The following is a 1,004-nucleotide window of genomic DNA, read 5'->3' as shown; positions in this document are numbered from 1 at the left end:
GATGAAACCTCAGGAAACGATATCATCATCGGCCTCCACGGCAATGCCCTCAGCGGTGGTGATGGCGACGACACCATTATCGAACTGACCGCCGACCCAACGTCTTCCACCACCTCAGGCAGAATGGTCACCGCCGGCACAATAACCGGTGGGGCCGGAAACGATACGGTCGTTCTCGTCGGCGAGAAAGTCAAAGCATCCGTCGATACCGGTGATGGCGACGATACCATTACAGCCAGCGGTGAACTCTATGTTGAAAATATCTCCACCGGAGATGGAAACGACAGGATATCCGCCGAACGCGCTATACGCGTCTATGATGGAGGCACTCTGACAACCGGTGACGGCGACGATGTCCTCGAAGGAAAAGAAGGAATTGGTGCGAGATATGGAGGGATTATCGACACCGGGAGTGGCGATGATACACTCTCTGGATCATCGGTTGGTGCCGTGGGAGGCACAGTGAGAACAGGTGACGGCGATGATACACTGAACGTTTCGGATAATATTTTTGCTGCATATGATGGAACGATTGATACTGGCTCTGGAAATGATAGATTGAGCGCCAATTCATGGCTCACTGCTTCCAACAATGGCACCATCAATACCGGCGAAGGAGACGATACTCTCACTTCCGCATCTCGCCTGCATGTGGATAATGGGACTATCAATACCGGCGAAGGAGACGACACCGTCACAGCAGAAATCATCTCTTCAATGGATGGCGGTAGCCTGAAAACTGGAGACGGAAACGATCGCATCACCGCTCAGCATATTACTCTTTCCAGTGGAGAAATTGATACCGGCGATGGCAACGACGTGGTAAAGGCTCGCATCATTTCCGGAACGGGGGGCGGTGTTATCAACACCGGCGATGGTAACGACTCGATCCAAACAGAACTGCTCGCCTTTGTCGACCTGCATACCGGGGCTGGAAACGACAGCATTCGATCCGATCTTATCTTGGAAAGCATCATTGATGCCGGAACGGGAAATGACAGCAT

Annotated in this window: 1 pseudogene; it reads left to right on the top strand. The window is 52.5% G+C overall.

Going from position 1 to position 1,004, the window contains the following annotated elements:
• A pseudogene (locus tag G451_RS0120475) lies at nt 1-1,004 on the top strand (hypothetical protein); the annotation flags it as partial.

Source organism: Desulfovibrio inopinatus DSM 10711 (assembly GCF_000429305.1).
Lineage (GTDB): Bacteria > Desulfobacterota > Desulfovibrionia > Desulfovibrionales > Desulfovibrionaceae > Alteridesulfovibrio > Alteridesulfovibrio inopinatus.
This window is presented reverse-complemented; position numbering and strand designations above follow the sequence as displayed.